At 42.7% G+C, this 26,783-nt stretch carries 29 protein-coding genes; 16 read left to right on the forward strand and 13 right to left on the reverse strand.

The genetic code is table 11. The annotated features are described in order from the left end of the window. Positions 1-37 precede the first annotated feature (37 nt). The 3 genes from pyrB to A9260_RS02650 are packed head-to-tail and all read left to right on the forward strand — an operon-like array spanning position 38 to position 1,877. Positions 38-967, forward strand: a complete 930-nt coding sequence (gene pyrB, locus A9260_RS02640) for an aspartate carbamoyltransferase (RefSeq protein WP_068695902.1) — start codon at positions 38-40, stop codon at positions 965-967. Between the two features lie 16 nt (positions 968-983). Beyond that, positions 984-1,445 (forward strand): aspartate carbamoyltransferase regulatory subunit, encoded by a 462-nt coding sequence (gene pyrI, locus A9260_RS02645; RefSeq protein ID WP_068695904.1) that lies wholly within the window; start codon positions 984-986, stop codon positions 1,443-1,445. Positions 1,446-1,487: 42 nt separating this feature from the next. Next, positions 1,488-1,877, forward strand: a complete 390-nt coding sequence (locus A9260_RS02650; RefSeq protein ID WP_068695906.1) for a RidA family protein — start codon at positions 1,488-1,490, stop codon at positions 1,875-1,877. A 58-nt stretch (positions 1,878-1,935) separates the two neighbouring features. Here A9260_RS02650 and A9260_RS02655 read toward each other — a convergent pair whose 3' ends face one another. From A9260_RS02655 to mlaF, 8 genes are all read right to left on the reverse strand, one after another. Then, positions 1,936-2,697: a 1-acylglycerol-3-phosphate O-acyltransferase gene (locus A9260_RS02655; RefSeq protein WP_068695908.1), complete on the reverse strand. Its 762-nt coding sequence runs from the start codon at positions 2,695-2,697 to the stop codon at positions 1,936-1,938. 247 nt (positions 2,698-2,944) lie between these two features. Beyond that, positions 2,945-4,213: a UDP-N-acetylglucosamine 1-carboxyvinyltransferase gene (gene murA / locus A9260_RS02660; protein ID WP_068695910.1), complete on the reverse strand. Its 1,269-nt coding sequence runs from the start codon at positions 4,211-4,213 to the stop codon at positions 2,945-2,947. A gap of 9 nt (positions 4,214-4,222) precedes the next feature. Beyond that, complete coding sequence (gene ibaG / locus A9260_RS02665; protein ID WP_068695912.1) at positions 4,223-4,477, reverse strand: BolA family iron metabolism protein IbaG; 255 nt, start codon at positions 4,475-4,477, stop codon at positions 4,223-4,225. A 1-nt stretch (position 4,478) separates the two neighbouring features. After that, complete coding sequence (locus tag A9260_RS02670; protein WP_068695914.1) at positions 4,479-4,802, reverse strand: STAS domain-containing protein; 324 nt, start codon at positions 4,800-4,802, stop codon at positions 4,479-4,481. Beyond that, a complete protein-coding gene (mlaC, locus tag A9260_RS02675) occupies positions 4,802-5,434 on the reverse strand; it encodes a phospholipid-binding protein MlaC (protein ID WP_373604467.1) in 633 nt (210 codons plus the stop codon). Before mlaC ends, A9260_RS02670 begins: the two co-directional genes overlap by 1 nt. Positions 5,435-5,445: 11 nt before the next feature. Then, the gene (gene mlaD / locus A9260_RS02680; RefSeq protein ID WP_068695919.1) at positions 5,446-5,925 is read right to left on the reverse strand and encodes an outer membrane lipid asymmetry maintenance protein MlaD; all 480 of its coding nucleotides are present in this window, start codon (positions 5,923-5,925) and stop codon (positions 5,446-5,448) included. A 2-nt stretch (positions 5,926-5,927) separates the two neighbouring features. Beyond that, a complete protein-coding gene (gene mlaE / locus A9260_RS02685) occupies positions 5,928-6,719 on the reverse strand; it encodes a lipid asymmetry maintenance ABC transporter permease subunit MlaE (RefSeq protein WP_068695921.1) in 792 nt (263 codons plus the stop codon). After that, a complete protein-coding gene (mlaF, locus tag A9260_RS02690) occupies positions 6,716-7,519 on the reverse strand; it encodes a phospholipid ABC transporter ATP-binding protein MlaF (protein ID WP_068695923.1) in 804 nt (267 codons plus the stop codon). The genes mlaE and mlaF overlap by 4 nt, the downstream gene beginning before the upstream one ends. A gap of 189 nt (positions 7,520-7,708) precedes the next feature. Here mlaF and A9260_RS02695 point away from each other — a divergent pair, with 189 nt between their 5' ends. The 12 genes from A9260_RS02695 (at position 7,709) to mgtE (ending at position 16,886) form a co-directional block, all read left to right on the forward strand. Beyond that, a complete protein-coding gene (locus A9260_RS02695; RefSeq protein WP_068695925.1) occupies positions 7,709-8,674 on the forward strand; it encodes a calcium/sodium antiporter in 966 nt (321 codons plus the stop codon). 10 nt (positions 8,675-8,684) lie between these two features. Continuing rightward, positions 8,685-9,659, forward strand: a complete 975-nt coding sequence (gene kdsD, locus A9260_RS02700) for an arabinose-5-phosphate isomerase KdsD (RefSeq protein ID WP_068695927.1) — start codon at positions 8,685-8,687, stop codon at positions 9,657-9,659. 3 nt (positions 9,660-9,662) lie between these two features. After that, entirely contained in the window at positions 9,663-10,220 is a 558-nt protein-coding gene (kdsC, locus tag A9260_RS02705) for a 3-deoxy-manno-octulosonate-8-phosphatase KdsC (protein WP_068695928.1), read from the forward strand. Beyond that, entirely contained in the window at positions 10,217-10,780 is a 564-nt protein-coding gene (lptC, locus tag A9260_RS02710) for an LPS export ABC transporter periplasmic protein LptC (RefSeq protein WP_068695930.1), read from the forward strand. Before kdsC ends, lptC begins: the two co-directional genes overlap by 4 nt. After that, complete coding sequence (lptA, locus tag A9260_RS02715) at positions 10,761-11,258, forward strand: lipopolysaccharide transport periplasmic protein LptA (RefSeq protein WP_068695932.1); 498 nt, start codon at positions 10,761-10,763, stop codon at positions 11,256-11,258. The genes lptC and lptA overlap by 20 nt, the downstream gene beginning before the upstream one ends. A 7-nt stretch (positions 11,259-11,265) precedes the next feature. Continuing rightward, positions 11,266-11,991 carry an LPS export ABC transporter ATP-binding protein gene (gene lptB / locus A9260_RS02720; RefSeq protein ID WP_068695934.1) on the forward strand — a complete coding sequence of 242 codons (726 nt, stop codon included), beginning with the start codon at positions 11,266-11,268 and terminating at the stop codon, positions 11,989-11,991. A 42-nt stretch (positions 11,992-12,033) separates the two neighbouring features. Continuing rightward, positions 12,034-13,485 (forward strand): RNA polymerase factor sigma-54, encoded by a 1,452-nt coding sequence (locus A9260_RS02725; RefSeq protein ID WP_068695936.1) that lies wholly within the window; start codon positions 12,034-12,036, stop codon positions 13,483-13,485. A 21-nt stretch (positions 13,486-13,506) separates the two neighbouring features. Further along, the gene (hpf, locus tag A9260_RS02730) at positions 13,507-13,794 is read left to right on the forward strand and encodes a ribosome hibernation promoting factor (protein WP_068695939.1); all 288 of its coding nucleotides are present in this window, start codon (positions 13,507-13,509) and stop codon (positions 13,792-13,794) included. Between the two features lie 2 nt (positions 13,795-13,796). Then, positions 13,797-14,264, forward strand: coding sequence for a PTS IIA-like nitrogen regulatory protein PtsN (ptsN, locus tag A9260_RS02735; RefSeq protein WP_068695941.1), 468 nt, complete (start codon positions 13,797-13,799; stop codon positions 14,262-14,264). Positions 14,265-14,268: 4 nt separating this feature from the next. Beyond that, the gene (rapZ, locus tag A9260_RS02740) at positions 14,269-15,138 is read left to right on the forward strand and encodes an RNase adapter RapZ (protein ID WP_068695943.1); all 870 of its coding nucleotides are present in this window, start codon (positions 14,269-14,271) and stop codon (positions 15,136-15,138) included. Next, complete coding sequence (locus tag A9260_RS02745) at positions 15,135-15,407, forward strand: HPr family phosphocarrier protein (protein ID WP_068695945.1); 273 nt, start codon at positions 15,135-15,137, stop codon at positions 15,405-15,407. Before rapZ ends, A9260_RS02745 begins: the two co-directional genes overlap by 4 nt. Before the next feature lie 120 nt (positions 15,408-15,527). Beyond that, the gene (gene mgtE, locus A9260_RS02750; protein ID WP_068695947.1) at positions 15,528-16,886 is read left to right on the forward strand and encodes a magnesium transporter; all 1,359 of its coding nucleotides are present in this window, start codon (positions 15,528-15,530) and stop codon (positions 16,884-16,886) included. Between the two features lie 101 nt (positions 16,887-16,987). Here the strand turns inward: mgtE and pmbA are convergent, their stop codons facing one another. Beyond that, on the reverse strand, positions 16,988-18,331 hold the full coding sequence (gene pmbA, locus A9260_RS02755; RefSeq protein ID WP_068695949.1) for a metalloprotease PmbA: 1,344 nt from the start codon (positions 18,329-18,331) through the stop codon (positions 16,988-16,990). A 130-nt stretch (positions 18,332-18,461) separates the two neighbouring features. Between pmbA and yjgA the strand changes: the two genes are divergently transcribed. Further along, positions 18,462-18,989 carry a ribosome biogenesis factor YjgA gene (yjgA, locus tag A9260_RS02760; RefSeq protein ID WP_068695951.1) on the forward strand — a complete coding sequence of 176 codons (528 nt, stop codon included), beginning with the start codon at positions 18,462-18,464 and terminating at the stop codon, positions 18,987-18,989. Between the two features lie 121 nt (positions 18,990-19,110). Here the strand turns inward: yjgA and tldD are convergent, their stop codons facing one another. The 4 genes from tldD to rng are packed head-to-tail and all read right to left on the reverse strand — an operon-like array spanning position 19,111 to position 26,771. Then, positions 19,111-20,556 carry a metalloprotease TldD gene (gene tldD, locus A9260_RS02765; RefSeq protein ID WP_068695952.1) on the reverse strand — a complete coding sequence of 482 codons (1,446 nt, stop codon included), beginning with the start codon at positions 20,554-20,556 and terminating at the stop codon, positions 19,111-19,113. Positions 20,557-20,563: 7 nt separating this feature from the next. Next, the gene (locus A9260_RS02770; protein WP_068695954.1) at positions 20,564-21,400 is read right to left on the reverse strand and encodes a carbon-nitrogen hydrolase family protein; all 837 of its coding nucleotides are present in this window, start codon (positions 21,398-21,400) and stop codon (positions 20,564-20,566) included. A gap of 10 nt (positions 21,401-21,410) precedes the next feature. Beyond that, positions 21,411-25,289 (reverse strand): YhdP family protein, encoded by a 3,879-nt coding sequence (locus A9260_RS02775; RefSeq protein ID WP_068695956.1) that lies wholly within the window; start codon positions 25,287-25,289, stop codon positions 21,411-21,413. Between the two features lie 12 nt (positions 25,290-25,301). Next, positions 25,302-26,771 (reverse strand): ribonuclease G, encoded by a 1,470-nt coding sequence (gene rng, locus A9260_RS02780; protein ID WP_068695958.1) that lies wholly within the window; start codon positions 26,769-26,771, stop codon positions 25,302-25,304. Positions 26,772-26,783 lie beyond the last annotated feature (12 nt).

A 26,783-nucleotide genomic window follows, 5' to 3' on the forward strand; every position in this document is an offset into this window, starting at 1 on the left:
GGGGGCTTTTTTGTGTGCACGACCAGGGGAATAGACCATGCAAAACACGCTTTTCAATAAGCACATTATCTCCATTCCAGAGTTAAACCGTGAAGAGCTTGAGCTTATTGTACAGACAGCTGGAAGACTCAAATTAGAGCCAATGCCTGAACTGATTAAGAATAAGGTAGTGGCTAGTTGCTTTTTTGAACCATCAACACGCACACGTCTTTCGTTTGAAACCGCGATTCAAAGCATTGGCGGTAATGTCATTGGTTTTGATAACGATGGTAATACGTCACTGGCGAAAAAAGGCGAAACACTGGCAGATTCTGTGCAAGTGATTTCAACTTATGTTGATGCGTTTGTCATGCGCCACCCTCAAGAAGGCGCTGCAAGACTTGCCTCTGAGTTTTCAAATGGTGTTCCAGTCATTAACGCCGGGGATGGCTCAAACCAACACCCGACGCAAACACTGCTTGATCTGTTTACTATTTACGAAACTCAAGGTCGTTTAGACAAGATTAACATCGCCTTTGTTGGGGATTTAAAATATGGCCGTACCGTCCATTCCCTAACCCAAGCATTAGCTAAGTTTAATAACGTTCGCTTCTACTTCATCGCGCCTGAAGCACTAGCGATGCCAGATTATATCTGCGAAGAATTAGACGAAGCATCTATTGAATACAGCCTGCACACAGACATGGAAAGTGTTATCCCTGAACTGGATATCCTGTACATGACTCGAGTTCAAAAAGAGCGTTTTGATGACTCTGAATATGCCCACATAAAATCGGCTTATATTCTTACTGCATCACTACTGACCAATGCTCGCGATAATCTAAAAGTACTTCATCCGCTACCTCGCGTTGATGAAATCACGATAGATGTCGATAAAACTCCGTACGCTTACTATTTCTCTCAAGCAGAAAATGGTGTGTATGCGCGTGAAGCCTTGCTGGCTCTTGTTTTAAACCAAACCCTGTAATAGAGGAGATTTACTAATGACTAAACCAACTCAATTACAAGTTGAAGCAATTAAAAACGGCACTGTTATTGACCATATTCCAGCTCACGTTGGCATTAAGGTTCTAAAACTGTTCTCTATGCACAAATCTAATGAGCGCGTCACGATTGGCCTAAACCTGCCATCGTCTGCTCTTGGTGCAAAAGATATTCTGAAAATTGAAAACGTGTTCATCAATAAAGAGCAGGCAAACAAACTTGCCTTATATGCTCCTTATGCCACGGTTAATCAAATTGAAGACTATAGCGTTGTGAAAAAGCTGGAGCTTGAATTACCAAGCGCTGTGACCGGTGTCTTTGCTTGTCCAAACAGCAATTGCATTACTCATGGCGAGCCAGTAGAAAGCCATTTTAACGTGATCACAAAAAAAGAAAGTATTCGGTTGAAGTGCAAATACTGTGAAAAAGTTTATTCACGCGAAGTAGTCACTGAGCTATAAATAGCATCTGTATTAATAACCTAAGATTAGATGGAAATAAAAATGACAAAAATACTTCATACTGACAGTGCTCCAGCAGCAATCGGCCCTTACGTTCAAGGTGTTGATCTAGGTAGCATGGTTATGACTTCTGGACAGATCCCTGTCAACCCAGAAACTGGCGAAGTAGCCTCTGACATCGCAGCACAAACTAAGCAATCTCTTGCTAACGTTAAAGCTGTTGTTGAATCATCAGGTCTAAGCGTAACAGACATCGTTAAAATGACGGTATTTGTAAAAGATCTCAGCGACTTTGGCACAGTAAACGAAGTTTACGGCCAGTTCTTTGATGCACACAATGTAGCAAACTACCCTGCACGTTCATGTGTAGAAGTAGCTCGCCTACCTAAAGATGTTGGTATCGAAATCGAAGCTATTGCAGTTCGTAAATAAGCAGTAAATTGTTTATAGCAAAAAGGGAGCTTTCGCTCCCTTTTTTCAGTTCTAGGTTCTAGGTTCTAGGTTCTAAATGATTTTTCACGCCATCAGCGGCGTTTCTTGCATCAACTTCTTCATCTAACTGCTTTAGTTTTTCTGCCATTTGAGTACGGCAAGTTTCCGCAAGCTTACGAACATCTGACTTACTATATTCAGTGGTATCAACAGGAGGTAGCATTTCAACAATCACATGACCGTTGTTCCAACGATTCAGTTTGATCTTACCTTGTGTCGTACTACAAACAATTGGGATGACTGGCGTTTCAGCGCCAATTGCGGTGTGGAATGCACCCGTTTTAAAAGGCAGTAAACCACGTCCACGTGAGCGAGTACCTTCAGGAAACATCCAAACAGATAAGCGAGTTTGCTTCATCTTATCAACGACTTGATCAATCGTTCCTTTTGCTTTTGAACGATTAGCACGGTCAATCAGGATATTACCCGTCACCCAGTACAATTGACCAAATAAAGGCAGCCACAGTAGGCTCTTCTTACCCACAGTCACAACATTCGGTGTTACCGCTGACGACACTGTGAATAAATCCCAAGAGTTCTGGTGGTTGGCAATGTAAGTTGCTTGACCTCTCTTATAGGCATCCTCTGGTAATCTAAGCTCTAATTTAATACCAAACACTCGGTGCATAGCACCAAAGTAACGACCAAATCTAAATACGTGTTTAGGATTTCTAGGGCTAAATAGGCAGTAGCCACAACCAAATACAAACATCATTATGGCAAAAATGAATACCAAAAATAGGCGCAGTAAAGCAATCATTATTTAATTCCTAGCGATAACTTTCGCTGATTAATTGTCGTCCCCGAACAATCACAGTTTGAGATGATTATTTGAGGAACGGTTATTTTTATTAGTATTCAAAGACCACAAGGTCAAACTAACGGTATTATTGCTAACGTAACTCATACCAATCGCAGTAAGTAACGGCAAGCCTTTCGCTAAGTCTACCAAATAAAAAAGCCGAAACCACACGGTTTCGGCCTGAAATAGCGCTTAAATTGCGTAATCAGTCACTAAATCTTTCGATATTAGCGCCAAGCAAGCTGAGCTTATGCTCAATTCGGTCATAGCCACGATCAATATGATAAATACGATCGACAATGGTCTCACCTTTAGCAATACAACCAGCAATAACTAAACTTGCTGATGCACGTAAATCTGTCGCCATTACTTGAGTACCACTCAAGCCTTCGCTATCACCACAAATGACTGTGTGCCCTTCGATTTCAGCTTTTGCGCCCATACGTTGTAGTTCAGGAACGTGCATGAAACGGTTTTCAAAGATGGTTTCAGTAATAATACCACCGCCTTTCGCCATCATGTTAAGCAAGGTGAACTGTGCTTGCATGTCGGTTGGAAAACCAGGGTGCGGCGCGGTACGAATCGTAATAGCCTTTAATTCTCTGCCCGTCATATCAGCAGAAATCCAGTCTTCACCGGTTTCAACTTTTGCACCAGCTTCTTCTAGTTTAGCTAAAACAGCTTCTAGTAAACTTGCGCGTGTATTACGACAAACCACTTTACCGCCAGAGACAGCCGCAGCCACTAAGAAAGTACCGGTTTCAATGCGGTCAGGAACAACTGTATGCTCACCACCACCAAGACGTTCAACGCCTTCGATAGTAATAGTGTCTGTTCCTGCACCTGAAATTTTAGCGCCAAGAGCGATTAGGAATTCAGCGGTATCGACAATTTCTGGCTCACGAGCGGCGTTATCAAGTACCGTAGTACCTTCTGCTAATGTTGCAGCACTCATGATAGTGATGGTTGCGCCAACACTGACTTTATCCATGATGATGTGAGCGCCTTTCAATCGGCCGTCCACTTTCGCTTTAACGTAACCGTCTTCAAGGGTGATTTGTGCGCCAAGGCTTTCAAGACCTTGAATATGAAGATCGACTGGACGTGCGCCAATGGCACAGCCACCAGGCAAGCTTACTTGGCCTTCACCAAATCTTGCCACTAGAGGACCCAAAGCCCAAATAGAAGCTCGCATCGTTTTCACTAGATCGTAAGGTGCGCAAAATTCGTTAATGTTAGAAGCGTCCACCAGCAAAGTAGTTGTATCGCCATCTCGAGATGCCTTAGCACCGAGTTGTTGCAATAAAGCCATGCTAGTATTGATATCACGCAACTTAGGTACGTTATGCAATACAACAGGTTCTTCAGCTAAAATTGCTGAGAATAAAATAGGTAGCGCCGCATTTTTAGCACCAGAAATCGAAACTTCACCGCTAAGAGGGGCTGAAGATCCAGTGACTCGGAATTTTTCCATTACTTTTCCTTAAAGCGACATTAGTTTTTTATCACGCTGCCACTCTTCTGGAGTGTAAGCTTTGATAGAAAGTGCGTGAATCTCATTAGTTTTAATGTATTCGGTTAAAGGGGCATAAATAAATTGCTGCTTTTTAACACGGCTCATACCATCAAAAGTTGCATCAACAGCAATAACTTCAAAATGGCTGCCTTCCCCTTTTACTTGAATTTCTTCTAGCTGCAACGCGTCGTCGAGCAATTTTTTAACTTGTGTACTATCCACTTTAACCCTCAGTTTCAATATCTATATGCTCGGCCAATAACGGCATTGCATTGCTCACTTCAAATAAAGTCAGCAGTCTATTTGGTACAGATCGCAACATTATATGGCAGTTACGATTTTTTGCATGTTCAATCGTATGCAGAATGAGTGCCATTGCTGCAGAATCAGGATTTACTATCCCTTTTAGATTGATGTCTAATCGTTCTGTCTTAGGTTGCCATCCCTGAATTTGCTTCCAAAGCTTTGGAATGCTATTTCGATTAAGCACACCACTTAATGTAGCGTGCTGATCGTCAACGATGTTCCAGGTTGCTTCACTATTCATTATTTTGCTTCATCATAATGAATAGGCGTTTTAGATAAACGTTCTAGCTCTTTAGTGACCGCAGGCAAACCATCTTTACGGATTTTGCTGCCCCACTCTGATTGCTTGCTTGAAAGTAGACTCACACCTTCTGCAACCATATCAAAAGCTTGCCATTCATTGGTTTTCTTATCTTTGCGCCATTTAAACTCTAAGTTAATCGGCGGTCGTTTTCCGTCAACAATCTTTACAGGAATAGATACTATACGTTGGTCGTCTCTTATAGAGCGCGCTTTCGCATATTGAATATCCTGATCTTTATATTGAGTCAGTACTTGCGCATAAGCCGTGACTAAGTAGTTGCGAAATGCCGCAAGAAACTCATTCACTTCTTGTTTGTCTGCGTGTCTTAGATAATTACCGAGCACCTTTAAGCCTGCGTAACGATCATTCACATATGGCATTAATTCTTCTTCAACCACAACTTTTAGTTCTTCTGGAGACTGTCTTAATTGAGCTTGCTCGCTTTTCAGTCTGGCAAAAGTACTGCTGCCTACTGCTTCCATCATTTGGTATGGCTGCGTTTTGTCTATGGTATTTCCCCACGCAATTGCTGAAGAAAACATAAAAATTAATGCGATTAATCTATTCATATATTTCATGGCTATTTTCCTGAACCGTCACCTAGGCTATACATAAACTGCCCAATCAAATCTTCGAGCACCAATGCTGATTTGGTATCTTCAATTTTGTCGCCATCTTTTAGCAACTCAGCATCTTCATCAATAAAGCCTGGAATTAAGCTAATGTATTGTTCGCCAATAAGGCCTGATGTCAAAATGTGGGCACTTGAAGTATCAGGGAAGTGTCCGTAACGCTCTTCGATGGTTAATGTTACCACCGGCGTGTAATATTCCGTATCTAAGGTGATATCCGCAACTCGACCCACAACAACTCCTCCCACTTTTACAGGGGAGCGTACTTTAAGGCTGCCAATATTATCGAAATATGCTTTAAGTTTGTAATTATCTTGGCTTCCTAGCGAGCGAACATCCGCAACCTTAAATACCATAAATAGGGCAGCAAGAATGCCTAAAATAATAAAACTACCTACCCACAATTCTAACTTCCGTGATTGATTCATAATTAACTTCCAAACATTAATGCTGTTAAAACAAAGTCTAAGCCCAACACGGCTAGAGAAGAATGCACAACGGTACGAGTCGTTGCTTGGCTAATTCCTTCAGAGGTCGGAATAGCATCATAGCCATTAAACAGGGCAATCCACACAATAGTTACCGCGAACACCAAAGATTTCAGTAAGCTATTACCTACATCTCTGCCTAGCTCAACCGAAGATTGCATCGTAGACCAAAAACTGCCCTGATCAATCCCCTTCCAATCCACACCGACTAAGTGACCGCCTAAAATACCCACAGCGATAAAAATCATTGTGAGTAGAGGCATCGAAATTACACCGGCCCAGAATCTTGGGTTAATGATACGTTTTAAAGGATCTACCGCCATCATCTCTAGGCTGGATAATTGCTCTGTCGCTTTCATCAAACCGATTTCGGCGGTAAGCGCTGAACCTGCGCGCCCAGCAAATAATAGTGCTGTCACGACTGGCCCTAATTCACGCAGCAAGGATAACGAAACCATTTGCCCTAAGCTGCCTTCTGCACCGTAATCGACGAGTACCACATAACCTTGCAGGCTAAGCACCATACCGATAAACAAACCTGAGACCAAAGTAATCACTAATGATTGCGCACCTACTGAGTAAAGTTGCTTAAACAGTAAAGGCATACTTTTCAAAGGCTGAGGTTTGCTTACCAGAGCGCCAAACATCATGAGAGTTGCGCGCCCAAAAGAACGGCTGACTCTAATTCCTGATGCTCCTACATCGGCTACTTTATTGATAACCCTAGACATCATGATTGAAATAAATCCTTTTCTAGTGATGACGATGGAAACGCAAACGGCACTGCTCCATCAGCATGTCCTTTTAAAAATTGCAGTACTCTTGGATCGTCACTTTGTTCTATTTGTGCTGGTGTACCACTGGCGATGACTTTTTGTTCTGCCACCAAATAAACGTAATCTGCAATGCTCATCACTTCTGGTACGTCATGTGATACCACAATAGAGGTAATCCCTAGCGCTTGATTAAGTTTTTTTATCAGCTCTACTAGTACGCCCATAGTTATTGGATCTTGCCCAACAAAAGGCTCATCGTACATAACAACTTCAGGATCCAAAGCAATCGCTCTTGCCAATGCCACTCGGCGAGTCATGCCGCCAGACAGTTCACTGGGCATTAATTCTGCCGCGCCGCGCAACCCTACAGCTTCTAGTTTTAACAAAACGATGGTGCGAATAAAAGACTCAGAAAGATCGGTATGCTCGCGAATCGGAAAAGCCACATTCTCAAAAACCGTCAGATCCGTAAATAACGCGCCAGATTGAAACAGCATGCTCATTTTTTTACGAACTTGAAATAGTTGGCTTCGGCTAAGGGCAGGAATATTATTCTGCTCAAACCATATATCACCGCTGTCAGGCTGTATCTGTCCACCAATCAATTTGAGTAGTGTCGTTTTACCTATACCTGATGGACCCATGATCGCGGTAATCTTTCCTTCTGGTACCGACAGATTAATCTGGTCAAATACCACTCTAGAACCCCGAGAAAATGTCACATTTTTTAAGGTGATTTTGCTTTTGTCTTCGAGCATTAACACTCCTTGTTAAGACCTCAAACCAGTCACATATCAAAAAGGTTGAATAAATCAGTGAGTTGGTCGAGTTAATCATAGGAATTTTATCAGACTTGTGTGTAAATAATTCGTCTAAAATCTTCCCTTTTTGACAGCTTAACGTCAAAATCACTGTTTAACTCGTATCAATTAATAAAGAGCACATAAATGATCTCAGCGATTTGTCTTCTTGTCGTCGGTTTAATCATGCTGGTTTGGAGTGCCGATAGACTGGTATTCGGTTCAGCAGCCCTTGCTAGGAACTTTGGAATATCACCGCTTGTTATCGGTATGACCATTCTTGCTATGGGTTCTTCCGCGCCTGAAATGATGGTTTCCGCAACCGCCGCTTTAGACGGCAGAACAGATACAGCTGTAGGTAATGTGCTGGGTTCTAACATCGCGAACATTGCTTTAATTATCGGTATTACGGCGCTAGTAAAACCTTTGACGGTGAACTCTGGCGTACTAAAACGTGAATTACCTCTAATGATTGGTGTCACGCTCATTGCTGGCGGCATTATGTGGAACCATTATCTTGGTTTCATGGAAGGTGTGTTGTTAGTGGCGCTCTTTTTTGCGTTTATTCTGGCAATGCTACACATTTCTCGCACTGAGAAGAAAAAAGGCGATACCTTGGTTGTCGATCAGGAATCTGAAGTTCCCGATGGCGTAGCCAATAAAAAAGCGGCCTTTTGGATTGTAGTCGGTCTTATCCTGCTACCTATTTCCGCCAACCTTCTAGTGAATAACGCGGTTTATATTGCCAAATATTTTGGGATGAGCGATCTGGTGATTGGACTGACAATCATCGCTATCGGTACTAGCCTTCCTGAGTTAGCTGCTTCCTTAGCCGGCGTAATGAAGGGCGAAGATGATATGGCCATCGGTAATATCATTGGCTCTAATGTGTTTAACATACTTGCCGTTATGGGTATCCCCGGCCTATTAAACCCATCGTTTTTAAATGAAAATGCGATGAACCGAGATTTTTGGGTCATGCTGGGCGTATCGCTACTGTTAGTAGTCATGGCATTGGGTAAATCTCAACGGATAAATCGAATAGAAGGCGGCATACTGTTTGTGTTGTTTATCGCCTATCAAAGTTACTTATTCATCAATGTTGGCGCATAAGGAAAGTCTCATGACATCTAAGTTTGACTATCAAAAAGCCGCACAAAATGTACTGGATACAGAAATTGCTGGGCTGACACAACTTGCTCAGTATTTTAACCATGATTTCGATAAAGCCTGCGATACTATTCTTGGCAACAAGCACGGTAAAGTCGTGGTTATGGGAATGGGTAAATCAGGGCACATCGGCAAAAAGATTGCGGCAACCCTTGCCAGTACCGGAACCTCAGCGTTTTTTGTTCATCCTGGGGAAGCCGCTCATGGCGACTTAGGGATGATTGCTCCAAATGACATTGTGCTGGCAATTTCAAACTCAGGCGAGTCATCAGAAATTCTGTCTCTATTTTCTGTCTTAAAACGCCTTAACGTGCAAATTATTAGCATGACAGGTAAGCCAACATCAAATATGGCTAAACTGGCAGACATTCACCTTTGCATTGCTGTACCTAATGAGGCTTGCCCTATTGAGCTTGCGCCCACTAGTAGCACTACAGCAACCCTAGTCATGGGTGATGCACTGGCAATGGCATTGATGCAAGCCAGAGGCTTTACCGCCGAAGACTTTGCACTGTCTCATCCGGGCGGCGCTTTAGGTCGAAAACTGTTATTAAAATTAGAAAACATTATGCATACTGGTGTATCAGTTCCTAAAGTTACAGCAGATGCCTTAATTAAAGACGCACTGATTGAAATCAGTGAGAAAGGTCTTGGCATGACGGCTATCGTCAATGAACAAGATCAGGTGTTGGGTATCTTTACTGACGGGGATTTACGTCGCTTATTAGATAAGCGTATCGATATTCATAGCACCAAAATTGGTGATGTAATGTCAAAGAATCCTAGTTTTGTTTCGCCATCTCTACTGGCGGTTGAAGGGCTCAATATCATGCAACAACGCAGTATTACTGCACTATTGTTGTGTGAAGATAATAAATTGGTTGGCGCACTCAACATGCACGACCTTCTTAAAGCTGGAGTAATGTAATTCATGAGTGAAATGGTCGATTCTCTATATGGTCCAGTTTCAAAGTCTGTATTTGCAATAGCAAAAGAGATAAAGCTGCTTATCTGCGATGTGGATGGCGTGTTTTCTGATGGTCTGGTGTACATGGGTAATGATGGTGAAGAGCTTAAAACTTTTCATACCCGAGATGGCTACGGCGTAAAATCACTAATGAACGCTGGAATTGAAATTGCTATCGTCACTGGACGCCGTTCTCAAATTGTTGAAAACCGCATGCGCGCCCTTGGTATTACACTTATTTATCAAGGACAAGACGACAAAATAAAAGCTTATAACGACATTGCAAGCAAGCTGAATATTGCTCCTGAACATACTGGCTATATCGGTGATGATCTTATTGATTGGCCCGTAATGGAAAAAGTCGCTCTAAAAGTATGTGTTAATGATGGACACCCACTGTTGGTTCAACGAGCCAATTACGTGACCAAAATTAAAGGCGGACACGGCGCGGTACGTGAAGTTTCTGACCTTATTTTGCAAGCTCGGGGAGAAATTGAACAACACAAGGGTCTGAGTATATGACCGGTTCTCGAATTTTTCAGATAGTGCTAATCGGTATTGTATGTTTCTCCGGTTATTATCTACTGGTAAATCAAGAACAAGATGTGATTCAGGTTGCACCAAATGTTGAGCTGCCTATGTTCACAGGGCGACACGTCACCAATACCAACTATGACTTAGATGGCATTCGTAACTACAAAATCAGCTCATTGAAGCTTGACCATTATGCACAAAGCGGTGACACCTTATTTGATAACCTCATCATGTATGTGTATCGTGAAGGTACAACCGAAGAGTGGCAGGTCGTTTCAGATAAAGCGGTTTTAGATAAGAATAATCATCTAACGTTAATGGGAAATGTCATTGCGACCAATTTGCTACCTGACGCTAGCTTCGAAACATTAACTACCAATAAAATGACCATTGAATTGGACAGTAAGAATTTTAATTCAGATGTCTTAGTTACCTTAAAAGGCCCACAGTTTGTCAATACAGGCCAAGCTATGAAAGGTAATTTAGACGACAACACTGCTGTTCTATTTAATCATGTAAAAGGGATCTATGAAAAAGCTAAGCCTTAGTCTTTTACTCGCAATACTACTATCTCCAGCTGCCTACGCACTCTCAACAGACTCAGAGCAGCCCGTCTATATTGACTCAGATAGTCAGCAGCTTGATATGAAGAGCAATAAAGTCACGTTCATTGGTGATGTTGTTATGCGCCAGGGCAGTATTCATGTTCAGGGTGATAAAGTGATTGTCTTTCGTAACCCAAAAGATGGTGCGATTGAAAAAATTGAAGCCTTTGGTGAGTTAGCTAAATTCTCGCAAAAAACCGATGATGGCAAAACTATCCATGGTCATGCTGAAGAACTTTATTACGACATGGCTGCCGATCAGCTAACCATGATCAAGAAAGCTATGTTAGCGCAAGATGACAGTACGATTAATGGTGAGCGAATCAAATACCATATCACTACAGAGAAAATGGTAGCCGAAGGTGGTAAAGGCTCTCGAGTATCAACTGTATTGCAACCGCAACCTAAAGAGAATAAATAGTCTATCTATGTCAACACTGAAAGCTGAACACCTAGCAAAAAGCTACAAAAATCGCAAAGTGGTTGCAGATGTTAGCCTGCAAGTAGAGTCAGGACAGATTGTGGGTCTGCTTGGGCCAAACGGTGCTGGCAAAACCACTTCGTTCTATATGATTGTCGGCTTAGTTGCGCGTGATGAAGGCCGAATCCTCATTGATGATGAAGATATCAGTATTCTGCCAATGCACAGCCGCTCTCGTATGGGGATAGGCTACCTTCCTCAAGAAGCTTCTATCTTTAGAAAGCTATCGGTTGAAGATAATATCTACGCGGTATTACAAACGCGCAATGAAATATCTAAGCAAGAAAGAGATGAAAAACTCGAAGAGCTATTAGATGAATTTAATATTCAGCACATCCGTAAAAGTAACGGTATGGCACTTTCTGGTGGCGAACGTCGCCGTGTAGAAATTGCTCGTGCGCTAGCGGCAAATCCGCAATTTATTTTATTAGATGAACCGTTTGCCGGTGTTGATCCTATCTCTGTTATTGATATTAAAAAGATCATTGAACACCTAAGAGATCGTGGTCTAGGCGTACTTATCACCGACCATAACGTAAGGGAAACCTTAGATGTATGTGAACGTGCATACATTGTTAGCCAAGGACATCTCATTGCAGAAGGTACTCCTGAGCAAGTTCTGAGTAATGAACAAGTGAAGAAAGTTTACCTAGGTGAACAGTTCCGACTATAAACAGTCCCGTCTATACACAGTTCATTGAGGCGACTCAGTATTATGAAAGCGGCATTACAACTCAAATTTGGTCAGCAACTCGCAATGACCCCCCAATTGCAGCAAGCAATACGATTGCTGCAATTGTCCAGTATCGAGCTTCAGCAAGAGATCCAAGAAGCATTGGACTGTAATCCCTTGCTGCAAGTTGCCGAAGAAAATACTCAAGCAGAAGAAAAACCAGACTCTCCCCAAGAAACAAGCAAAGAAGAACCTATCGAACCCAGCGCTCAAGACAGTGCTGAACTCATGGCTGAGAACTCTATTGGGGATGATCTTGCCGTTGATACTTCTTGGGAAGATGTTTATAGCTCTAATTCAGGTAATACTGGAGTGGCCCTTGATGATGAACTGCCAATTTATCAGGGCGAGACTCAAACGAATCTCTATGACCACCTGTTATGGCAATTAGAGCTCACTCCATTTACTGAAACCGACCATGCGATTGCGATGGCTATTATTGATGCCATCGACGACAAAGGTTTTCTTACCGTATCGACTGAAGAAATTACCGAAAGCTTGTCACTTGCTGATCTAGAAGAAGATGAAACGATTGCGGTACTAAAACGTATTCAGCAATTTGAACCTTTAGGTGTTGGCTCTCGTAATTTACAAGAATGCCTGTTGCTACAGTTATACGCCCTTCCCGATAGCACACCTCGTAAGCAACAAGCTTGTGAGATTCTAAAAAATCATATCGAACATTTAGCCAATCGCGACTACAAATTAATCGTGAAAGAAACTAAGCTCAAAGAAAGCGATTTGATTGAGATCTTACAGCTGATTCAACAATTAGACCCAAGACCTGGTAGTCAAATTGGTGACAGTGATATTGAATATGTCATACCGGATGTCAATGTCATCAAGGTAAATGGTAAGTGGACAGTATTTCTCAATAATACCGACACGCCAAAACTTGAAGTAAACCAACACTACGCCACCATTACTGGGGCAAATAGTGAAGATAATCAGTATATTAAAGATCAGATCCAAGAAGCTAAGTGGCTAATTAAAAGCCTTGAGAACCGAAGTGATACATTGCTTAAAGTAGCAAAGTGTATTGTTGAAACTCAGCAGGAATTCTTTGAGAAGGGAGCTGAGGCAATGCAACCGATGATCCTAAATGATGTTGCACAAGCTATCGATATGCATGAATCAACTATATCACGCGTCACAACTCAAAAATATATGCACACACCTCGTGGTATTTTTGAACTAAAATATTTCTTCTCAAGCCACGTCAGTAACAATGACGGGGAAGATAAATCTTCTACTGCAATTCGTGCATTAATCAAGAAATTGGTAGCGGAAGAGAATAGCGCAAAACCGTTGAGTGATAACAAAATTGCTAACCTACTCGCTGAACAAGAGGTAAAAGTGGCAAGACGCACAGTGGCAAAATACCGAGAATCATTAGGTATCGCCCCCTCTAGTCAACGAAAACGCCTAGTTTAGGCATCAATAGAAGGAACGCTTATGCAAATCAATATTACAGGTCACCATGTAGAACTTACTGATTCACTTCAAGAGTACGTTGATTCCAAGTTTCAAAAACTAGAGCGTTTCTTCGAGCACATAAATAACGTTCAAGTTATTTTAAAGCTTGAAAAAGTAAACCATATAGCAGAGGCTACGCTACACGTAAGCCAGGGTGACATTCACGCCACCGCTGAAGAAGAAAACATGTATGCTGCTATTGATGCTTTAGTCGATAAACTAGTTCGTCAATTAACCAAGCATAAAGAGAAGTTAAGTAGTCACTAACTATGCAAATTAATCAAGTATTGTCTTTGGACTGCACCAAAAGTGCAGTCCATTGTACAAGTAAAAAGCGAGCTTTAGAGCTTATCAGTCAAATTGCAGCAACCCATACCGGTCATGATTCAACTGACTTGTTCGAATGTATGCTAGGCAGAGAGAAACTTGGAAGTACCGGCATTGGTAATGGCATCGCCATTCCTCACGCACGTATGAGTAACTCTGATCAAGCCATTGCAGTGTTGCTACAGTGCGATGAAGCGATTGAATTTGATGCTATCGATAATCGCCCTGTCGATTTACTGTTTGCTTTGCTTGTACCAGAAGACCAATGTAAAGAACATTTAAAAACCTTGTCTTGTATGGCTGAACGCCTCAATGACAAGAAAATCCTCAAAAAACTCCGTCATGCAACATCTGATGAAGAGTTATTTGAGATAATGGTTGCTGAGTCTATTGAGTGTCCAAAGGAATAACACTATGTCTGCACCACGCCAACTTGTTGTTGTAAGCGGTAATTCTGGCGGAGGCAAAAGTGTTGCTTTACGCGCCCTAGAAGATATTGGCTATTACTGTGTTGATAATCTGCCTGTTACGCTATTAAGTGCTTTTGTTGAAGGTTTAAGTGCAAAGCAGACCAAGGTTGCTGTCAGTATTGATATTCGCAACCTGCCAACCAACCCACATCAAGTGACGTCAGTGCTCTCAACTTTAGATGATTCGGTGCAAGTCACTGTGCTTTATCTAGAAGCTAATGAAGAGACGCTCATTAAGCGCTATAGCGAAACACGAAGAATTCATCCCCTGTCATTGGTCAAAGATTCTCGCTCGCTACAACAAGCCATTATTGAAGAAAAGCACCTACTCTCGGCATTAAAAGAACAAGCCGATTTAGTCATCGACAGCAGTAAACTGTCTATTCATGAACTCAGTGAAATGGTGCGCAAGCGTATTTTAGGCCGTGATGGCCAAGAGTTAGTGATGGTCTTCCAGTCTTTTGGCTTTAAACACGGACTTCCGCCTGATGTCGATTATGTGTTTGATGTTCGCTTCTTACCTAATCCTCACTGGAATGCAGCCCTAAGACCGCTAACAGGGCTAGATAAACCGATTCAAGATTATCTGTATAGCTTTGATGATGTCGTGGAACTTAAAGAGCAAATTCAAGCATTTATTGAGCGTTGGTTACCGTCTTTAGAGAAAAATAATCGTAGTTATCTTACTGTTGCGATCGGTTGTACCGGTGGCAAACATCGCTCTGTATTCCTAACTCAACAGATTGGTGAATACTTCCTTGCTCAAGGCCAGCAAGTGCTCATTCGTCATAATCAGTTAGAGAAAGAAAAGTGATCAAATCCCGTCGACTGCTCATTATTAATAAGCTTGGCTTACACGCACGAGCGGCCATAAAGCTAGTAGAGCTTGCGCAAAGCTTTGAGGCTAAAGTGACGGTTCACAATGAAGAAAGTAGCGCAGATGCTGACAGCGTAATGGCGCTACTGATGCTGGAGTCAGCACAAGGCGAATACGTAACGGTCACCGCTAATGGTTCACAAGCGCCACAAGCCCTTGATGCAATATGTGCTCTCATTGAAGAAAAGTTTGAAGAAGATGAATAATTTTCACTCACTCACCTGAAATATGGCTTTTAGCGCCAATAACTTATTAACCCCTTGAATAAAATAGTCTAATATCCTTTTATAAATTTATTCGGTGAATCAAACTAACGGAGGCAAATAATGGCGGAACAGATCGAGTTTGATCAAGCCCACCAGACGCTTCAAGAAGTAAGTGATGCGCTGGATGTTGGCCGCTTTGTCTTCGTTCGTCGTCAGCTGCAAAGTATGGAGCCCGAGGATATTGCGCACCTACTTGAAGCTTCCCCACGCAAAAGCCGTGAAGTACTCTGGCAACTAACTGACCCAGAAGATTACGGCGACATTCTTGATGAACTCAGTGAAGACGTAAAAGATAACCTCGTTGCTAAAATGGCTCCCGGTAAGCTTGCAGAAGCAACCGAAGGCATGGATACCGATGATGTTGCTTACGTCCTTCGTAGCTTACCTGATAGTGTCTCAAAACAAGTTCTTAGCCAAATGGACGCCGCAGATCGACTGCGTGTGGAAACCGCTCTATCTTATCCAGAAGATACTGCTGGCGGAATAATGAATACCGATGTAACCACTATTCGTAGTGGTGTCGATATTGATGTGGTTCTTCGCTATTTGCGAATGAAAGGAGAGCTGCCAGAGACAACCGATACCTTGTATGTGATTGATAATAACGATCGCTTAATTGGTAATCTTTCCCTTACAACGCTACTCACAACTCAACCCGATGTCCCTGTTATCGAAGTCATGGAAGATGCTGATGAAGCTATCTCTGTCGATCTTAGCGATACCGATGTCGCCAGTTTATTTGAACGTCGAAACTGGGTTTCAGCACCTGTTGTTGACAAAAACCAACACCTAGTTGGGCGTATTACCATCGATGATGTGGTGGATATCATTCGTGAAGATGCCGAGCACTCAATGATGAGCTTAGCCGGTCTTGATGACGATGAAGATACCTTTGCGCCAGTAGTAAAATCGGCTCGCCGTCGTAGCATTTGGCTTGGGGTGAATGTACTTGCCGCTCTTGCAGCAGCCTCTGTATCCAATATGTTCGAAGCAACCTTAGAACAAATGGCCGCGATTGCCATCTTAATGACTATCGTACCTTCAATGGGTGGCGTGGCAGGTAATCAGACCGTTGCTCTGGTTATTCGTGGATTGGCATTAGGTTATATCGGTGACAGTAACCGCAAAGAACTATTAATGAAAGAAGCCGCGATTGGTTTCCTTAATGGCATATTATGGGCGCTAATTATCGGTGCGATTGTGGTGTTCTGGAAGCACGACTGGAAGCTTGGCCTCATTATCTCAGCCGCCATGCTAACTAACCTATTTATAGCAGGTGTTGCCGGAGTAACTGTGCCTATTGTTCTTAAGAAAATGAACATCGATCCTGCTCTTGCGGGCGGAATGGCGTTAACAACCATTACCGATGTCGTTGGATTGTCAGTCTTCTTAGGTCTTGCTACCGTCTTTTTACTGTAGGTTCTTACCTTCAATACCGACTAAAAACAAAAAGGGTTCTGATTTTCATCAGAACCCTTTTTAGTTATTTAATTTCAAGCAATAAACCTAAAGCCAATGGCCTACATGCCAGCAACTTTCATGGATTCAATCAGCATAGAGCCGGTTTGAATTTGTGAGCGAGTTTCTACATCACTACCCACTGCGACAATTCTTTGATACATCTCTTTCAAGTTACCCGCAATGGTTACTTCCGATACAGGGTATTGGATTACGCCATTTTCTACCCAAAAACCAGCCGCTCCGCGAGAGTAGTCACCAGTAACACCATTTACGCCCTGCCCCATCAACTCAGTCACAAGGAAGCCAGTATCAAGCTCTTTGAGCATTGCTTGGTAATCTTGACCTGTTGATTGCACAAACCAGTTATGGATACCACCAGCATGCCCTGTAGGCGTCATTCCCAACTTGCGAGCGGAATAACTGGTTAATAGGTAAGTCGCCAGTTTGCCATCAGTAATGATGTCGTAATCTTTGGTTTGCACACCTTCACTATCAAATGGCGTTGAAGCTAAGCCACCTAGTAAATGTGGTTTCTCATTCACGTTAAACCACTCAGGTAGAATTTGCTTACCTAAATGGTCCAATAAAAATGATGACTTACGGTAAAGGCTGCCACCACTAATTGCGCCAACTAAATGCCCCATCAGACCTGTTGCCACTTCGGCAGCAAACATTACAGGGTATTCACCTGTCGCAATTTGTCTAGAGTCTAAACGTTGGATAGTGCGTTCAGCTGCATTGATACCGACTTGTTTTGCTGTCCAAAGATCTTCAGCGCGACGAGCAATGCTGTAACTATAATCTCGCTCCATTTCACCATTTGCACCAGTAGCAATCATGCTACAACTTACGCTATGACGGCTTGATGGATAACTGGCTAATACGCCGTGCGAGTTGCCGTAAACGCGAATGCCATAGTGCGTATCATAACTGGCACCATCACTTTGTTTGATCTTATCGCTATAAGCCAGAGCCGCTTCTTCTGCTTCAATTGCAATTTTGGCAATTTGATCAGGATCAGCTTCAAATGGGTGGAATAGATCGAGATCTTTCACCTCTTTAACCATTAACTCAGCTGGCGCTGGACCGGCGCAAGGATCTTCTGAAGTGTACTTAGCAATATCTAAAGCGGCAGCAACTGTCTGCGCAATCGCTTTTTCACTAAGATCAGATGTCGATGCACTTCCCTTTTTTTGACCTCGGTAAACTGTGATACCCAAAGCACCGTCGCTATTAAACTCGACGTTCTCTACTTCACACAGTCGAGTGGTTACACTCAGGCCCGTAGATTTGTTGATTGCAACCTCTGCACCATCAGCTTGCGCCGAAGCTAAACTCAGAGCTTTTGCGACTGCTTCTTCTAATTCTACTTTTTGTTGGGAAATTTGTTGTCTAGCGTCCATAGTTAAATCAATTATTTGCGGGCAATACAGGTTAGAATACCAAGCTTTTCGCATTCTCCCCAATTTGTTTGTTAAAATAACCGACATAAAGTGAAATACGTATTCAGAATTGAACAACTAAGAGCAGATTATGGCCAGAAAAAACCAGAAAGCCCCTTGGGATGAAGAAGAAGAAATCATTTGGGTTAGTAAAACCGAAATGAAACAAGACATGGAAGCCTTACAGAAACTAGGTGAAGAACTTGTCGCGCTAAAACCAGGTGTATTGGATAAGTTTCCACTACCAGAAAGCCTTGCCATATCCATTAAAGATGCCCAACGTTTTAAAAATGAAGCAAAACGTCGTCAGCTTCAATACATTGGCAAAGTAATGCGACAAATTGAAATAGAGCCAATTCAAGCGGCTTTAGATAAATATCACAACAAACACTCTCAAGCATCTGCTGAGTTACACAAGCTTGAATTGCTACGCGATCGTGTTGTTGCAGAGGGTGATGCTGCTATCGAGGAAGTATTAAATCAATTTCCACAAGCAGACAGACAGCGTTTACGCCAATTAGCGCGCCAAGCAAATAAAGAGAAAAAAGCCAGTAAGCCACCAAAAGCTTACCGTGAAATTTTCCAAGTTCTTAAAGGACTTAACGAAGAAGACGCATAAAGACGGTCATCGCCCTTATGTTTGATTAACTCATCCTAAATATTAATATCTAGGATGAGTTAACTTTGTATTGGAGTCTGTTATTTAAATTATGTATGTCGTCAATAAGTCGAACCGCGACTTATTCAGTTCCACCAACCGTTATAGTGTCTAACTTCAATGTTGGTTGACCAACTCCAACAGGAACACTTTGACCGGCTTTACCACACACACCAACACCCTTATCTATTTGCAGATCGTTACCGACCATAGATACCTGCTGCATGGCTTCGATTCCAGAACCGATGAGCGTTGCGCCTTTAACTGGACGAGTAATTTTACCGTTTTCAATTAGGTACGCTTCTGATGTAGAGAATACGAACTTACCTGAAGTGATATCCACCTGACCACCAGCAAAACTTGGTGCGTATAGTCCCTTCTTCACGGTAGAGATGATTTCTTCTGGTGTATGTTCACCCGGCAACATATAAGTATTTGTCATGCGCGGCATAGGAAGATGTGCGAAAGATTCACGACGACCATTACCCGTCGGTGCTACGCCCATTAAGCGAGCATTGAGTTTATCTTGCATGTAACCTTTTAATACGCCGTTTTCAATGAGCGTATTGTATTGTCCTTCAACACCTTCATCATCGATATTGAGTGAGCCACGACGGTCTTTCATAGTGCCATCATCAACGATAGTACAAAGACTTGAAGTTACTTTATCGCCGACTTTTCCAGAAAAGACAGACGAATCTTTACGGTTAAAATCACCTTCTAAACCATGACCTACCGCTTCATGAAGTAACACTCCCGGCCAACCTGCGCCAAGAACAACAGGCATAGCTCCAGCGGGCGCCGCTTCTGCTTCAAGGCTGACTAGAGCCAGACGAATAGCCTCATCGGCCATATTCATCGCGACGGTTTTGCTACCATCCATAGCAAGAAAACGTTGATAATCATAACGACCACCACCACCAACAGAAGCACGTTCACGACGATCACCACGTTGAGCCAGTACGCTAATATTAAGACGCACTAGCGGACGAATATCAGCGGCATACGTACCATCCGTTGCTGCCACAAGCACCTGCTCATAAACGCCACTTAAGCCTACGTTCACTTCACTGACTAACGGCTCTTTAGTGCGGATATACATATCGATCTCTTTTAAAAGATCAATTTTTTGTTGTTTCTCTAGGCTGTGCAGTGGATTAATACCTGCATAAATTTTATTAGAACTATGACGAGAAAAAGTCTGAACTGTGCCAGTTTGTCCTTGCTTAGCTATGCCGCGAGCTGCGATAGCACTTTGCTTTAGGCTATCAACTTGAATTTGATCTGAATAAGCAAAACCTGTTTTCTCACCACTGACCGCTCGAACACCAACACCACGATCAATATTAAAAGAGCCATCTTTAATGATGCTATCTTCTAGTACTAATGTTTCATGCCAGCTAGCTTGAAAATACACATCAGCATAATCCACATCACGGCTAGTAATTAAAGAAAGTGCGTTGTTTATATCCTGCTCATTCAATCCTGTCGGAGATAGCAGTTCTTGTTCTACTTGTTCAATAGTCATAATTTACTCAATTGTCCTCATTTTTAATGAGGTTAGAAATTTTTTGATGTGAAGCAACCGGCATCGCCTTACGAATTTGCTCCACTTGATGTAATTCTATCTCAGCTGTTAAGTTACAAGGTTCTGTTGCGCCTTTAGCGACTACTTTTCCCCAAGGATCGATAACCATCGAATGTCCCCAAGTATGCCTTTGAGAGGAGTGCTGACCGCATTGACCAACACCAATAACCCATGCTTGGTTTTCAATTGCTCTTGCTCGAAGAAGCGTTTCCCAATGGGCTTCTCCTGTCACTGCGGTAAACGCCGCCGGGACTAATATCAGATCAGCGCCTTGCTCACGCAGTACATTAAAAAGATGAGGGAATCTTAAATCATAACAAATCGTCAGCCCTAATTTACCTAAAGGCGTTGCAACAACTTGCGGCTGATGACCATGTTCAAAACAGTCTGACTCACGGTAACTACCATGCCCGTCTTCAACATCAACATCAAATAAATGCATCTTGTTGTAATGAGTAGCTAACTCACCTTGATCATTAAAGACTAAGCAAGTCGAGTAAAGTTTCCCCTCATCGGCTCGAATCGGAAAAGACCCGATTACAATCCATACTGCTAACTCTTTTGCTAACTCAGCCAATTGCGACTGAATAGGACCTGAATTTAGATCCTCTGCAAGTACTTGATAAGCTTGCGCACTATCAAACAATAGGCTGTTTTCAGGTGTCACGATAAGCTGGCAATTTTGCGAGGCAAGCTCTCTAACTTGCGTCTCAATATATTGGTAGTTTTCAGTGACATCCTTTCCCGATGTCATTTGAATCAAACCGATCTTTGACGATTCCATCATCTAGCCCTTATGATTCAGAGCGAAGTTTTTTAGGCACTTCGTAGTCGCCTTTACGACGTGATTTCTCTTTCACAGTCGGCGCATTCATCGGGCCTTTTATCTCATAAGTCACCTGAGTGATGATCTCAATAACCGGGGCCACTACCGTACTAATCGCCAACACATAAAGCGCTGTTTGCGGTGCTACAGCAAAAGCGGTGAGCATTGGAATACCAGAGGTAACATCTGGCTTAAAGGTCACTTCTGCATCAACCATTTGAGTATTTAGATTTGCTAAACCTCGAATAGTCATGTCTCCGGAAATAGAGTCCATTTTAAGGTTGTTAGTGACAAATATGCCATTTTCAACCTTACCTGAACCTTCAATGGAATCAAATGCCAGTCCATCATCAAACACATCGCTAAAGTCTAGCTGCATGCGTCGGACAAGAGAATCTAAGCTGAACATGCCCAGCAGTTTAGCCGCGCCACCGACATCAGAGATAACACCACGCCCAAAGTCTGCATCTAATGTGCCGTTGAGCGTATCAACTTGTATATTCCATGGCGAGCCTTTCCAGTCTAATGATGAATCAAACTCAAACGGCGCTTTTTGAATACCTGAGTTGATACCAAAGCGAGCCATGATTTCGGAGTTATTATCCCCTTTGGCATTAATATCAACATGAGTCACACTATCTTTGTCTGTTAGCTTCCACCAGCCCGATGCCGTCACACTTGACTTACCACTGGTCAAATTAGCTTTATCCCAAACAAGGCGCTGACCATCGTGCTTCATCACCACATCTACCTTGCCCACTTTGTAACCTTGCATCCAAAAGTCATCAATCTTCAAATCAAAGCTTGGAATGTTGGCAAAAAATGAACGGTCAAAGTCGGAAATTAATGGCTTAGGTTTTTCTTGGTTTTTAAGATCATTTTGATCCACTACTGACTCATCAACCAAACTTTCAGGATCCGCTAAATACAATTGCAGCTGAGATAAAGCCACATTAAGGTGCTGACCATCGTAATCTGCCTTGCCTTTTATTTGCGAGCTATCAATATTCAGATCCCATTTATTGTTGCGATTACGCGCAATCAGATCCACGTCATTCCAGTCCAAGCCACCAATAGTAAGACTATCTGTCTGAACTCTAATTCTTTGTGGCGTTGGAAACTCAGGCGCATTCAACTCACTAACAATAGGTTTAGGACCCACCGCAGACTTACCTAACGTTTCACGCCATTCATCGACGTCAAACTTGGGTAAGCGAAGTGAAGCATGATGACCCACAATAGGGCTTACGCGGAAACTTCCCGAACCAATCACGGTATTTGTGGCTTTAAGTACCGGTCTACCCTGTGTGATATCTATTTCTGTTTGGAACTTAGCAACAGGAAGCTGAAGCCTTGCCGAAATGGACTCTTGATTACCCGATGCTTGCATTCGAGCTTGCCAAACTTCGCCTTTCTTTTTCTTCATCGGCTCAGGGTAATTACTGGCTAATGAGGTTAAATTAGCTTTAGCATCAATCTGATAGGTAAAGCCAACATCATTAATCTGTAGATCGATACCCATATTCCACGGTGCATGCCCTGAGATAGGTTCAAGCCATGTTTTACCAAGATAAGGAATTAAAGGCTTAGTGCTCCAATCTCCAATCAGATCAATGCGAGTATCGTAACTCGACTCAGCATTTTGCCCAGTAAAGTCTAAAGCGATAGGCTGCCCAAGCAGACCGGCTTTAAGCCCCGAAGATTTAACAACATCATTATCAAACTCAATTCGACCACTGGCTTTGGTCAACTTCATCGGTGGCGCGGTAATATTGATGTCATTATTATTGAGATCAGCGTAGCCCCAAGCTCTAGGCTCTTCTTTGGTACTAAAAGGAATGTGCAGCTGAAACTGAGAATCAACTTGCCCTTTAATATCTATGGTTGTTAACACCGCGCCCACTGAGCCAACCAAAGGTGTGGCGCTCATATAATCACGCACATCAGAGCCTTCGGCTTTTGCCGCGGCAAAGATCTCTATATGTCCATCACCGTGCATTTGAGGAATTTGCCCCGAAATACGATCGGCATGGATATTCAATAGCTTGGCATCTCTAGAGTCCAAGAACATAGTTTCGTTCTCAAACAATAAATCCAACTGCATATCGGTTAGCGCAGGCCATTCAGTGCTAAAACTAAATTTGGTTTTTCGCAGCGGCACCCAAGCTTGAAAAACGCCATCATTATTACGATATGGGAACTTAGAAAGCTCGCCATACCATAGTAGTTTTGCTGTTTTGACCGTACCACCTTGAATACCTGAAGATAGGTAATCGGTAAGACCTCGCCCTAGCGCCAACGTTGGCAAATAGCGCCATGTTTGACCGGCATTGAGTAAATCAGCTTCCGCATAAAAAGATAAAAAGGCAGGAGATTGTTTAGGAAAATCGAGTTTAAACGCGCCTAATACCTGAAGATCGGGTGTTGCGGCTGTCACTTTATCAGACCACAGTCTCCATCCGTCATCATCGGATTGCCATACGAGATCAAGCTCTGCTTGGCGAATACTTAAAGGCGCTTGGAAAACATCACCATAGGGTAGTGTGTCATCAATCATCGTGACTCTGGCTTTAGCCAAATCAGAGCGCCCAAAAACTTGCGCTTCTAATGTATGGAACCCGGGAAGCAATTCCCAATGTTCCATGCGCCCATCTTCAACTTTTGCTGAATAACGCAAAGACTCGACACCTTTGCCCATAGACACACGAATGTCTTTTACTCTGCCATCAAGTTTGACGGTATTAACCCAATTTTTAGTTTTCTCCATGTCTGGCAATAAATCTAAAATCGGGGTCAATCTATCTAACTTAATTTCAGTTGCATTAAGTTTCCATTGCTCAGGAGACCACTGAAAGGCAATGTTTAAATCCGGCCATTTCTGTCCATTAGAACTAATCGCAAGATCTTGTCCATTGAGCTGCCAACCTTCTTCGGTTGGGTCTAGTTTCATCACCCCACCGTTGATGGAAATGGAGCTTTTAACATTATGTTTATCGCGCCATTGCAACTGAGAAGGAGAGATCTCTAAATAAGCATCTATCGGAGTGTTATTTTTAAGAGACACCCAAGTATTCAGACTGACGCGCCCTTTATCGACGACAACACCGTCGGCTAGATAGGGAGAGACCCAAGGCGTAATATTGAAGTTGTTGCCCTGTAAATAAAAATCACCACTAATGTCAGCAAGACCATTATTATCAGTAAAGTCGGCAATCACACTCACGCTATTGAGCTGAACATCTTTAATGCTGATCACCCCGTCAGCACGGTGACGATTTTCGTTGTTGTGCCAATTTAGATTTTCAATTTCAACTTCACGAATACCACCGTCAGCACTCTTGAACACCAAACTTGAATTAGTCAGTGAAAACTCACTCAGTTGACGAAGTATCAGGTTTTCTAAATTGTGCAGTAATTTCTGATCATCTTCTTTTTTCGGCTGTTGCCCCTCATCATTACGATGAAAAAGGTCAATATCACTAATATCAATATGCAAGCCATCGACGACTAACTCACTGACCTTAGGTTGTAAGCTTAAAAGAGAGTCGACTAAATCAAATTCGGCGCGCACTTCTCCAACGGAGAAAGCTTTGACCCCTTTAGGGATATCGGCTTGCAGACCAGAGAGAGATAATGAAGGGTGAGTATTTTTCCAATAGCCGTGAACTTCACCAATGGTAAAGTTAAGGCCTGAGCCTTGGTTAATCCAGCTTTCGATTTCTTGTTGATAGTTGTCTAGGCGTGGTAAGGCAATACGTAAAGCGGTGACTAGCACCGCTAATGAAACGAAGATAAACACTAGTAACGAAAGAATTAATCGCTCTAGTCGAACTGAAAATGACGCCAATGAAACCTTATCCTACATCATTACAACATCGAACTGCTCTTGAACATAAAGCGGTTCGGCTGTGATTTTAACTTGCTTACCGATGAACAATTCTAGTTCAGCTAATGCGTGAGACTCTTCACCTTGCAGAGCATCTGCAACCGCAAGTGAAGCATAAACTAAGAATTTATCCGCGTCATAAGCACGGTTCACTCGAGTGATTTCACGAAGCACTTCATAACACACGGTTTCAACCGTCTTAACTGAGCCGCGACCTTCACAACTTGGGCAATCAGAACACAATACATGCTCGATACTTTCACGAGTACGTTTACGTGTCATCTCAACTAAACCAAGCTGAGTAAAGCCGTTGATATTGGTTTTAACTCGGTCAAAACTTAAAGCTGCATCCAAAGAAGCCAGTACGCGATTACGATGCTCATCACTGATCATATCGATAAAGTCGATAATAATAATGCCACCTAAATTTCGCAATCTAAGCTGGCGAGCAATCGCCTCTGTGGCTTCTAAGTTGGTATTGAATATGGTTTCTTCGAGATTACGTCGGCCAACAAATGCACCGGTATTAATATCGACCGTTGTCATTGCTTCCGTCTGATCAATAATAAGATAACCGCCTGACTTTAATGTGACCTTACGGTCAAGAGAACGTTGAATTTCACTCTCTGCATCATATAAATCAAAAACAGGTTTATCACCGTCATACAAACTCAGCTTATCCATAAGCTCAGGAACAAACTCTTCGGTAAACTCAAGCAAAGAGTCATAAACCATGCGTGAATCAACTTGAATGGAAGAAATTTCGGTACCAACAAAATCGCGCAAAATACGTGGGGCTAGCCCTAACTCACCATACAAAGTAGAACGGGTGATGTATTTTGAACGGCGCACCATGACTTTTTCCCATAGGCGCTCAAGAAACGCGGCATCTTGTGCCAGTTCTTTTTCATCTGCACCTTCTGCCGCGGTGCGGATAATAAATCCACCCGTCTCACTGCAATAAGGCGCGACAATTTTTTTAAGACGATTGCGTTCTTTTTCTGACTCTATGCGTTGAGATACACCGACATGACTTGCGCCGGGCATAAAGACAAGATAACGAGATGGAAGTGTAATATCAGTGGTTAAACGTGCGCCTTTAGTACCAAGTGGATCTTTTACCACCTGCACTACAATATCTTGACCTTGGCGAACCAGTTCTGAAATATCACGCACTTTAAACTGCTGCTTTTCGTTCTCAGCAACACATTCGGTATGAGGAACAATATCGGAAGCGTGTAGGAAGGCGGCTTTATCTAAACCTATATCAACAAATGCAGCCTGCATTCCGGGCAGAACGCGGCTTACTCGACCTTTGTAAATATTGCCGACGATTCCTCGGCGAGCTTCCCTTTCTATATGGACTTCTTGAAGGACGCCGCCTTCAATCATAGCAACTCGTGTCTCACTCGGAGTGGAGTTGATCAATAACTCTGCGCTCATAGCACACCTCTA

This window comes from Vibrio sp. UCD-FRSSP16_30 (assembly GCF_001676025.1).
GTDB lineage: Bacteria > Pseudomonadota > Gammaproteobacteria > Enterobacterales > Vibrionaceae > Vibrio.

Coding starts and splice junctions, on each gene's coding strand:
- pyrB (WP_068695902.1), top strand. CDS start 38: ATGCAAAACACGCTTTTCAATAAGCACATTATCTCCATTCCAGAGTTA.
- pyrI (WP_068695904.1), top strand. CDS start 984: ATGACTAAACCAACTCAATTACAAGTTGAAGCAATTAAAAACGGCACT.
- A9260_RS02650 (WP_068695906.1), top strand. CDS start 1,488: ATGACAAAAATACTTCATACTGACAGTGCTCCAGCAGCAATCGGCCCT.
- A9260_RS02655 (WP_068695908.1), bottom strand. CDS start 2,697: ATGATTGCTTTACTGCGCCTATTTTTGGTATTCATTTTTGCCATAATG.
- murA (WP_068695910.1), bottom strand. CDS start 4,213: ATGGAAAAATTCCGAGTCACTGGATCTTCAGCCCCTCTTAGCGGTGAA.
- A9260_RS02670 (WP_068695914.1), bottom strand. CDS start 4,802: ATGAATAGTGAAGCAACCTGGAACATCGTTGACGATCAGCACGCTACA.
- mlaC (WP_373604467.1), bottom strand. CDS start 5,434: ATGAATAGATTAATCGCATTAATTTTTATGTTTTCTTCAGCAATTGCG.
- mlaD (WP_068695919.1), bottom strand. CDS start 5,925: ATGAATCAATCACGGAAGTTAGAATTGTGGGTAGGTAGTTTTATTATT.
- mlaE (WP_068695921.1), bottom strand. CDS start 6,719: ATGATGTCTAGGGTTATCAATAAAGTAGCCGATGTAGGAGCATCAGGA.
- mlaF (WP_068695923.1), bottom strand. CDS start 7,519: ATGCTCGAAGACAAAAGCAAAATCACCTTAAAAAATGTGACATTTTCT.
- A9260_RS02695 (WP_068695925.1), top strand. CDS start 7,709: ATGATCTCAGCGATTTGTCTTCTTGTCGTCGGTTTAATCATGCTGGTT.
- kdsD (WP_068695927.1), top strand. CDS start 8,685: ATGACATCTAAGTTTGACTATCAAAAAGCCGCACAAAATGTACTGGAT.
- kdsC (WP_068695928.1), top strand. CDS start 9,663: ATGAGTGAAATGGTCGATTCTCTATATGGTCCAGTTTCAAAGTCTGTA.
- lptC (WP_068695930.1), top strand. CDS start 10,217: ATGACCGGTTCTCGAATTTTTCAGATAGTGCTAATCGGTATTGTATGT.
- lptA (WP_068695932.1), top strand. CDS start 10,761: ATGAAAAAGCTAAGCCTTAGTCTTTTACTCGCAATACTACTATCTCCA.
- lptB (WP_068695934.1), top strand. CDS start 11,266: ATGTCAACACTGAAAGCTGAACACCTAGCAAAAAGCTACAAAAATCGC.
- A9260_RS02725 (WP_068695936.1), top strand. CDS start 12,034: ATGAAAGCGGCATTACAACTCAAATTTGGTCAGCAACTCGCAATGACC.
- hpf (WP_068695939.1), top strand. CDS start 13,507: ATGCAAATCAATATTACAGGTCACCATGTAGAACTTACTGATTCACTT.
- ptsN (WP_068695941.1), top strand. CDS start 13,797: ATGCAAATTAATCAAGTATTGTCTTTGGACTGCACCAAAAGTGCAGTC.
- rapZ (WP_068695943.1), top strand. CDS start 14,269: ATGTCTGCACCACGCCAACTTGTTGTTGTAAGCGGTAATTCTGGCGGA.
- mgtE (WP_068695947.1), top strand. CDS start 15,528: ATGGCGGAACAGATCGAGTTTGATCAAGCCCACCAGACGCTTCAAGAA.
- pmbA (WP_068695949.1), bottom strand. CDS start 18,331: ATGGACGCTAGACAACAAATTTCCCAACAAAAAGTAGAATTAGAAGAA.
- yjgA (WP_068695951.1), top strand. CDS start 18,462: ATGGCCAGAAAAAACCAGAAAGCCCCTTGGGATGAAGAAGAAGAAATC.
- tldD (WP_068695952.1), bottom strand. CDS start 20,556: ATGACTATTGAACAAGTAGAACAAGAACTGCTATCTCCGACAGGATTG.
- A9260_RS02770 (WP_068695954.1), bottom strand. CDS start 21,400: ATGGAATCGTCAAAGATCGGTTTGATTCAAATGACATCGGGAAAGGAT.
- rng (WP_068695958.1), bottom strand. CDS start 26,771: ATGAGCGCAGAGTTATTGATCAACTCCACTCCGAGTGAGACACGAGTT.